An 8,014-nucleotide genomic window follows, 5' to 3' on the forward strand; every position below is an offset into this window, starting at 1 on the left:
GGTTCTTCAGAAGCCTGAAAACAGAGTGGGTACCGGATAATGGCTACGCGAATTTTAGCGAAGCCAGCACGGCAATAACGAATTACATCACAGGATATTACAGCCAGCTCAGACCTCATCAATATAATGGTGGTTTGACGCCGAATGAATCAGAACGATTGTTCTGGAAAAACTCTAAAGCTGTGGCCAGTTTTTGTTGACCACTTCAAATCCTTCTCCTGCCCTTTGGCTCCTCTTAAGCTATGATCGACAATGTGCGGCTGGTGACTAAGCGGCCCATGAGCTAACAGATAATCACGCACGTCTTTATTATCAACCCCTTTCCCTACTGCACCTTTAGTTCTCGCCATGTTGTTCTCCTTTTTTAAATAGACATAAGTAATCCTCCGCTATCGCTGGAAGCGATCAGGATGTATGACCTTCCTTTATGGACGGCATTTAGTTTTTAAGCACTGTGTTTACGGCAGTTTGATATGTCTTGCTGTGGCTAGACGACGTGCAATGAGAATGACCAACATTCGATTTCGATTGTTGACCACCATCTAATTTTTCGGTTTCGTACAGAACTAAGCAGGCCGCTTTTCCACACACATGCTGGCACAGCCAATGATGTAAACATCAGCAAGGAATTTCAGTACCATGATGTAACCACATAGCGGGGTATCAGCTAGGTTACCTGAGTCCACGATTGGAACAGACCACACAGAGACAGGCTATCAGCCTGTTGATGTTGTGGGATGTAACAGAGTGGTAAACGAAGGTTATGGTATGGGCAGACAAGTCTGTTCACGTCTGGGCAGACCATTACCATTAGATCTTCTAAAGTGGCGTAGCCGAGTTGTCACGGAGTGACATAAGTAAATAACTAAACAACCATCCAGATGACACCAGTCATCCTGCTGTTGGTTCTCACTCTTTTGCTTTTGTTTCGACGAGATTATGAGTGTTAGTGTGTATAAATGTCGAAACGAGATACAGGGAGACCGAAGCCCGTATGGGTGATGTTACGTGAGTTTTCATTCCTGGAGAAGGAAGGAAAAGACAGAGTAACGAAGTCTCTTATATTATTGTGGCGTTTTATTTCTATCACCCAATATGGGCGAAAAGGAATGAAGGAATACTATATTGTGGCGTTTTATGGCACATCTTCGCTATCTGATGTGAGCGAACGCCCTCAAGCCACCCCGAAATTCAACCAGCCATTATCCACTTTCTGAAATCATTGTCAAGCAAAATTCACGCCACTAGTGTATCTTTTTACGTTTATATGATAAAATACTTATCTGATGAATGACTTACAGAGAGGTTATTTTGTGCTTTGCCTTTAGACCACCAGCATTTTTTCTGCCATCGGTAGAAGAACGTAAGGAGCTGGTCAGAACCCTGAATGATTTCGGGCTAACGCTGACAACTTCAAGAATCCATCTTCTTCACCACATGAAGCAAACCCAGATCCCGCTTACGGCTTCAGACTTGTCAAAACAGATAGAACTCCCGCTATCAACAACACACAGGAATCTTTCGATGTTCGCTGACTGCGGACTAGTCGATTTCATTGTTGATCGCGCAAGCGTCTGTCGTTGGTATTTTCTTTTCGCAGACCGCCCTAACTTCTGCCCAACTTGCAATCAGACTTACAACGCCGCTCGCTGATACAACCAAATGACCGCATAAAGCGGCTGAGACTGACGCATACAAACAGCGCCAGCGAGCAACCACGCCCCTTTACTACCGATACGGAGTTCCAACATGACTACAAAAAAGAAATCACAGGCCCAGATTTCGCCGGAATTGAAAACTTATCTCGACAACATCGCAGCGAAGTACAAACCAGATCCGGGGGACCTAAAGCGTCAAATTGATAATGCGGAAGCTCGCTACAGTCGAACGCAACAGTTTTCTGACATTCCAGCGCGGCTGGTGGTTAAACTCCAGAGCCTGATCCTAGACGGCTGGCGGTTTTACCCTTCAGCTAATACTTCAGTGCTTACCAATGCCACGATGATTGCTGTTAAGTTGCAAAAACCGGAGGCCTTGATCGAAGATGAGTTGAAAACGCTACGCACCAAAGTCTCCAACGCTTACCACGATCAACTTTTTACAGCGATGGAGCGTGAGATTGACGAATTGATACAAGAAGCAGCACAGGAAGCACAACAGAAAGCAGTGCAGCAAGCAGCTGCCGAAGAAGCTGCAATGCGTGACCAGTTGAGGGCTGCCCTCGGTATGGTGAAAGCATGACAGCGCAAACCAACCTGACCAAGGGGCAAGAGTGCCCCGTTACTGTTATCGACGAAGACGCATTGAAACGAGCCATTCAGAAAGCAAAGGAGATTGCAGACGCTAACCCGGAAAAATACCGTCGGGTACATCCAACTTTACAATAACGAAACAAAAGCCATGATCGCGAAATCCTTCATGTAACACTCTATACGCTCTCGAAAATAAAAGGCAGCCTCGCATTATCTACATCACAAAAAGCGCTCAAGATGCCGTATGATTCGTTTAACAGCGTCTTACCTTGACATTCTTGGGTTAATTTTAAAAATTATCCTGTCATTCCCATCCTCGCCAGAATTTTTTTCAATCTTTTCAATCCCAATGCCTCTGGTACATACTTCCCGTTTTCCCGGATTAAATGACTGAAATGCAGAAAAAAAAGCCCCGCCATATGCGAGGCTGATATACGCGTTTATCTCAAAGCTAATGAGCGGAAATTAATCAACATGTTACATTCTTCTGACATTGATTTATCGGTGCCCACTTACCAACGGGTTCTGAACGGTCTGTTGACATAAGATGTAATACCCCAGCGTTGTATCGACCAGGGACGCCTGAAAAAGGGACCTGTTTTCCCTCGTAAAACAAACCGTCATAAATGATCTGCTTCTCTCCCCCAGTTTGTGGAATAATTGCTACAGTGACTCTGCTGCTTGAGCAATAAGCCTCAGTAATGACATTATTTTTCCAGTATTCATCATTAAGGCTAGACGGTGCACTGGAGGTCACCCCTCCTGATTTTCTGCACTCTTCACCTGGAATTGATACACCTGTCATCTCTTGTCCTCCTACGTTTCCCCCTGAAGGTGGAATATAGAACGTGACAGAAAAATGATAATCATGATGTTCTGGGAGAGGATGAACGAAGCCATAAAACTGGAACCAGAATGAGTTCATCACAGGGACAATATTCTGAGAAACGACATTACGATATGCTTCCATCACCGCATCGCTTGTGCTTGTAAGGATGGTTGTCACGAGGAAAACAGCGACTACATAGAACCGCGTCCGGAAGTTTTTTTTTTATTCTTTGTTCTCATCAGTTTTGAGATTCCAGTTACGTTTGATTGTGGGCAGGCTCAACCCCAATTCACGCGCGGCCTTTGACTGACTCAATCCGCCTGCTTTGGCTTCCTGCACACGCTTAAGGGTATCAGTCGCCACAGGACGACCTAACTTCTTGCCTTCCTTCTTCGCCCTTGCGAGACCTTCTTTGGTACGTTCAATAATGCGGGATTTTTCGAACTCGGCGAAGGCTGAAAACATTTGCAGCATCAACTTTCCTTCCGCGCTGGTGAGATTTCGCACTGGCAGATCCAGCGATATAATATCGATTCCCTTTTCCACCAACATTGTGATTGTTTGCTGTACATCGAGATTATCGCGACCCAGACGATCTAGCTTCAATACTATCAGCCGATCACCGGATTCCAACTTATGGGTCACCATGTCGGCAAAACCTTTGCGCTTCATTGCCTGTACACCACCGGATACGGTTTCCGATACAACGCGATTATCAGTCACGTCATAACCAGCCTGACGGATCGCCATGATTTGGTTTTCTGTAGTCTGCTCACTGGTTGAAACACGGCAATATGCAAAAGTACGACTCATAACATCCCTCAATTGGTATCAATTAACGGTATCACAATCAACGATTGGTATCATAATGTCAACATGCTAATTTATTGAAACCATTTTTGCGGGATGTTTACTGATATCACAAAACGAACAATTGATGATACCAATACAACAAGCACCACACCCCACCGATATTTGGTAAAGAAGCAGCGTGACTTTTGCGAGCGGGGAAAATCGGTCAGACCATGCTGCACATGCGCCATTGATATTTTTCGCGTGTGTGCAATTTGGGGAGGGGAGGACTTCTGGACTCTTCGGCGGCGGGCGGGGGGTGGGATAAGTCGCCGGGAATTTACCCGGCAGACCGTATGACAGATTAGTTAAAGGTGCAGTTACCACCGGACGGAGCACCGATGAAAAGCTGCATCTTTTCGCAGGTCACGGTGATCTTCTGTCCCTTTCTCAATTTCGACGCCTGCGCCATCTCTGAATCAGCCATACTCAGGCTGACAGGCATGAAGCGATTACCACTTTCAAGTTTAAGAACGACATCATTCGCGAAATTTTTTGTTATGTCCTGAACAGTTCCGGTCACTTCCACCTTACGACCACCAATTTTGTCATCGGCTGCAACCTCGTTAGCTTTATACAATTCGGCCAGGTCTTTCGCCGTAGTCCGATACACGTTTTCGTCAGAAGATGTCGCCTTTGGTTTTACGACACCAGATTGCGGGGCTAAAGGCATTAGCCCCGCAAGAGTCATCTTTCTAAAATCCTTCTGTATCAATGCATAAGCACCTACACCACCGCAACTATCTATTCCAATTTTGTCTTTCGTTGCCAGAATCATTTTTTGTTTCTTAGCATTTTTCAGCTTATCCCCCATCTCAGCGCCAAAGACGATTGAATTGTAAACGGCGTAGTAGCTTTCCGTGTCGGCAGTCATTCCTTTAGTGGCGCTAGCGCTGATGGACTTGATGGCTCTATCAATGGAGTTCTTTCCATCATCTGAAAGTACCTGGTCGCAACTGGCTGTAACAAGCGTTTTGACATAAGCAGCCAAGTAATCAGGGTATGGCTGGATTTCAGCTGAGACCGGACCACCAGCTACCGATGAGAAAGTGCAGAACGCCAGAGACAACCCAATAGTTTTTTTCATGCTTCTTCCTGTATGCAGAGTTGACCGTTAAAGTTGGTAATAGATTTTATCGATCGATATAATATTATCGATCGATTTTACAGATCAATAATGCGCATGCACATTCCGTCATGTACCCACGGTGAGCTGGAAAGAAATGGCGAAGCTCACTTCAGAAAAGGATGAGAAAATGAAAGGTTATGTACTAATACTCAGCGGTTTGTTGTCGTCGTTTAGCGCCAGCGCCGGGCGCATAACAATGAGCGATCCAGAACAGCCAACCACGGCAAGCGGGCTAACTTTGTGTGTGTACTCCAATAGTATCTACACGTTTACCTACATAACGAAGTCGAAACACTGCCCGTATAGTAAAAGTTTCGACCTCGCTGAAAGTGGTTAAATTTGAACAAAGGTAATTATGTGCTGGGAGTGGAAATGGCAAATATCGCGCTGTTTTATAAATAGGAGCTGGTTAGCTCGGGTAGCGGACCTTCACAACAAGTCGCATAGTTCTGGAGCGTAGAGCTGTCTTTTGACTGCATAGATCAACATTCGGAGGATGACGTTCGAATCTGGCATCCCGAAATTAGGCTCAGAACCTTTGCGCTTACCTCTCCTAGTAACATTTTCTTTTCTTCGCTAAGCATGCCTCAAGAGGTAAAACATCCGATTATCTCACCAGGTAATCTAACTAAAATTTTTAGTCTTGGTCATAACTGAAGCGGCAAGCCGCGAGTAACTCGGTCGAGGTATACAGGCCGTGTCTTCCTCTCTGTCGTCCTGATTCCGAGATCAAGTGAAGATTTTTACGGGCTCGAGAACTCAATACGTAGAGGAGCTTGCTTGCGGCGGCACTTCCATTTGCTTCATTAAAGTGCGGTACCATACCCTCCAGTAATCCAAAAGCGATGACGACGTCGAACTCGGCCCCTTTGACACCATGGATGGTGGAGACTGTGATGCCGGTTCGCTCGCGAAAAACTTTTTTGAAGAATGACACTTGATTAATGTAGGTCGCTCCTTCCTTCTGCAGCCGCTCTATTCTCGCGGCCGAGCTGCTGAAAAATGCCTCCCGATGGGTCAAGAGTGCAGGATGGATGTCCTGGGAGATATTGAGCCTCTTGAGCAGATCATTGAAAGCTTGGTCCAAGTAGCGGAGTCCGTCCGTTTCATTGACTATGAGTGAGTTACTCTCTCGCAACAAGATATGCGGAGTGAGTGTATGGGTGTCAACACCGAAACTTTCGAGGTCTTTGATCACGTCGTTCGCCCAACGCATTCGCCTGACAAGGAGTTTCGGGGAGGAATCCGTTAGTAAAATCTTGGAGACCTTGAACCAGAAATTATCGAAATTGTTACTGAAAGGGACGAGACCTGGGCCATCAAATTGCTGGTCAGGCAACATCGCAACCAATTTTCGAGTCGTGGAGGCAAGCAAAACCCACTGCGGAGCGAGAACGCAGATATTTTCAGGTGTGTGACCGTTGGCGAGACTCACCCGAATCAACCTTACAATCTCATCGTGCACGCCACTGCGTGTTACGTTTTGATTGTAGGTCACCCGGCTGGGGTAATTTGCATGTTTGCCAGCGCCTTTGATTTTTGTTGCATGTACGCTGTAGTTCGAAAAGTAGCTGATAACTCGCTCACTGGAGCGATAGTTTAGGCTGAGCGCTAACTCCTTAATCGAGATACCAGCGCGAGTTCGGAATTCATCCACTGGCATAGCATAGCCCCCCAGAGAGCCATAGATAGCTTGATTGGGATCGCCAACGATGAGTATTTTGGTCTGTCCGCCGCCTGCACGAAGTATGGACGTCACAATAGTGTACTGGATCTGTTTGGTGTCCTGATACTCATCCACAAGGATGTGCGAAAACACACGCGAGAGCAGCATTGCAATTTGGCCTCTATCACGCATCAAGCTGTAGGCATGCCAAAGGATGAGTTCGAAGTCGATCTGCCGTTTCGCCGAAAGTTCGTCAAAATATGACTTCAAAACCTTATGAATGATATGGTGTTTTCCCATATCTACACAGCCAAGCTGATACCCTGTCTCAGTGACATAGTAATCGCAATCCCAATGGGTGACCCCTTTATATGGAGCACATAGCCTCTCCAGTAGACGTTCACGATCATGCGGGTCAATCACGCGGTAACCCTGTGCCAGTGTGGGGGAGTAAATACCGTATGGCTTGAGTATCCACTCTAGGCAGAACGCATGGATCGTACCAATCCATAGACCCGAAGTATCGACTCCCAGGTCCTCAATGCGCTCTTGGATCTCATCAGCAGCGCGGTGGGTATAGGTAATAGCTACAACGATCCTCTTGTCAGTACGACGAGATAGTTCGTAGGCAATTTTATAAGTCAGGGTTCGGGTTTTACCGCTACCAGGGCAAGCGATCAGAAAGATGCTTGATGGCTCAGTCACTGCCGCCGCCTGCTCAGGATTGAGGTCTCTTGGGTCCCAAGCAAACATCACTGCATCTCCGCTAAGAATGCAGTAATGGCGTCTCCCGGTATCGTGAGATCGATGTATCTCCTGAGCTCAGTCAAGCCAATATCTCCTTGCGCATAACGCTCAACTACCTGAAGAAATGCTTGCTTCGCCGGTGAATTCATTACATCGGAACCGTATTTGCATTCGGCGCGATGCTGGAGAATTCTGGCAAGAAGGGGGAGAGGAAATTTGCCATGTGCAAAATGAACGGCCTGCATAATATAGGCTGGGATCTGGACTTGGGGAGTAAGGTACTCAGCGAGCATGAGAGCGAACCACTGAAGTGGTCAACAAAAACTGGCCACAGCTTTAGAGTTTTTCCAGAACAATCGTTCTGATTCATTCGGCGTCAAACCACCATTATATTGATGAGGTCTGAGCTGGCTGTAATATCCTGTGATGTAATTCGTTATTGCCGTGCTGGCTTCGCTAAAATTCGCGTAGCCATTATCCGGTACCCACTCTGTTTTCAGGCTTCTGAAGAACCGTTCCATTGGGCTGTTATCCCAGCA

Annotated in this window: 10 protein-coding genes; 4 read left to right on the forward strand and 6 right to left on the reverse strand. The window is 46.4% G+C overall.

Going from position 1 to position 8,014, the window contains the following annotated elements; genetic code table 11:
* The 3 genes from CRI63_RS23435 to CRI63_RS24060 all read left to right on the forward strand — a co-directional run.
* The coding region (locus CRI63_RS23435; RefSeq protein ID WP_167852335.1) for an IS3 family transposase at positions 1 to 200 on the forward strand (200 nt) is incomplete at its 5' end.
* 1,549 nt (positions 201 to 1,749) lie between these two features.
* Complete coding sequence (locus CRI63_RS23450) at positions 1,750 to 2,241, forward strand: hypothetical protein (RefSeq protein ID WP_135520976.1); 492 nt, start codon at positions 1,750 to 1,752, stop codon at positions 2,239 to 2,241.
* Positions 2,238 to 2,387: a hypothetical protein gene (locus CRI63_RS24060; protein WP_167852336.1), complete on the forward strand. Its 150-nt coding sequence runs from the start codon at positions 2,238 to 2,240 to the stop codon at positions 2,385 to 2,387. Before CRI63_RS23450 ends, CRI63_RS24060 begins: the two co-directional genes overlap by 4 nt.
* Positions 2,388 to 2,721: 334 nt before the next feature.
* Here CRI63_RS24060 and CRI63_RS23455 read toward each other — a convergent pair whose 3' ends face one another.
* From CRI63_RS23455 to CRI63_RS23465, 3 genes are all read right to left on the reverse strand, one after another.
* The gene (locus CRI63_RS23455; RefSeq protein ID WP_135520978.1) at positions 2,722 to 3,222 is read right to left on the reverse strand and encodes a hypothetical protein; all 501 of its coding nucleotides are present in this window, start codon (positions 3,220 to 3,222) and stop codon (positions 2,722 to 2,724) included.
* Between the two features lie 81 nt (positions 3,223 to 3,303).
* Positions 3,304 to 3,894 carry a recombinase family protein gene (locus tag CRI63_RS23460; protein ID WP_135520980.1) on the reverse strand — a complete coding sequence of 197 codons (591 nt, stop codon included), beginning with the start codon at positions 3,892 to 3,894 and terminating at the stop codon, positions 3,304 to 3,306.
* Positions 3,895 to 4,237: 343 nt separating this feature from the next.
* Positions 4,238 to 5,020, reverse strand: coding sequence for a hypothetical protein (locus tag CRI63_RS23465; protein WP_135520982.1), 783 nt, complete (start codon positions 5,018 to 5,020; stop codon positions 4,238 to 4,240).
* A 169-nt stretch (positions 5,021 to 5,189) separates the two neighbouring features.
* Here CRI63_RS23465 and CRI63_RS24615 point away from each other — a divergent pair, with 169 nt between their 5' ends.
* A complete protein-coding gene (locus tag CRI63_RS24615) occupies positions 5,190 to 5,399 on the forward strand; it encodes a hypothetical protein (protein WP_135520984.1) in 210 nt (69 codons plus the stop codon).
* 300 nt (positions 5,400 to 5,699) lie between these two features.
* Here CRI63_RS24615 and CRI63_RS23475 read toward each other — a convergent pair whose 3' ends face one another.
* From CRI63_RS23475 to CRI63_RS23485, 3 genes are all read right to left on the reverse strand, one after another.
* On the reverse strand, positions 5,700 to 7,481 hold the full coding sequence (locus CRI63_RS23475) for an ATP-dependent helicase (RefSeq protein WP_135520986.1): 1,782 nt from the start codon (positions 7,479 to 7,481) through the stop codon (positions 5,700 to 5,702).
* Positions 7,481 to 7,768 (reverse strand): hypothetical protein, encoded by a 288-nt coding sequence (locus CRI63_RS23480; protein WP_240782794.1) that lies wholly within the window; start codon positions 7,766 to 7,768, stop codon positions 7,481 to 7,483. Before CRI63_RS23480 ends, CRI63_RS23475 begins: the two co-directional genes overlap by 1 nt.
* Before the next feature lie 21 nt (positions 7,769 to 7,789).
* Positions 7,790 to 8,014, reverse strand: a 225-nt coding sequence (locus CRI63_RS23485; protein WP_167852337.1) for an integrase core domain-containing protein, incomplete at its 5' end; no start/stop codon positions are given.

The sequence above is a fragment of the Escherichia sp. E2661 genome (assembly GCF_004745185.1).
Lineage (GTDB): Bacteria > Pseudomonadota > Gammaproteobacteria > Enterobacterales > Enterobacteriaceae > Escherichia.

Coding starts and splice junctions, on each gene's coding strand:
- CRI63_RS23450 (WP_135520976.1), top strand. CDS start 1,750: ATGACTACAAAAAAGAAATCACAGGCCCAGATTTCGCCGGAATTGAAA.
- CRI63_RS24060 (WP_167852336.1), top strand. CDS start 2,238: ATGACAGCGCAAACCAACCTGACCAAGGGGCAAGAGTGCCCCGTTACT.
- CRI63_RS23455 (WP_135520978.1), bottom strand. CDS start 3,222: ATGGAAGCATATCGTAATGTCGTTTCTCAGAATATTGTCCCTGTGATG.
- CRI63_RS23460 (WP_135520980.1), bottom strand. CDS start 3,894: ATGAGTCGTACTTTTGCATATTGCCGTGTTTCAACCAGTGAGCAGACT.
- CRI63_RS23465 (WP_135520982.1), bottom strand. CDS start 5,020: ATGAAAAAAACTATTGGGTTGTCTCTGGCGTTCTGCACTTTCTCATCG.
- CRI63_RS24615 (WP_135520984.1), top strand. CDS start 5,190: ATGAAAGGTTATGTACTAATACTCAGCGGTTTGTTGTCGTCGTTTAGC.
- CRI63_RS23475 (WP_135520986.1), bottom strand. CDS start 7,481: ATGTTTGCTTGGGACCCAAGAGACCTCAATCCTGAGCAGGCGGCGGCA.
- CRI63_RS23480 (WP_240782794.1), bottom strand. CDS start 7,768: ATGCTCGCTGAGTACCTTACTCCCCAAGTCCAGATCCCAGCCTATATT.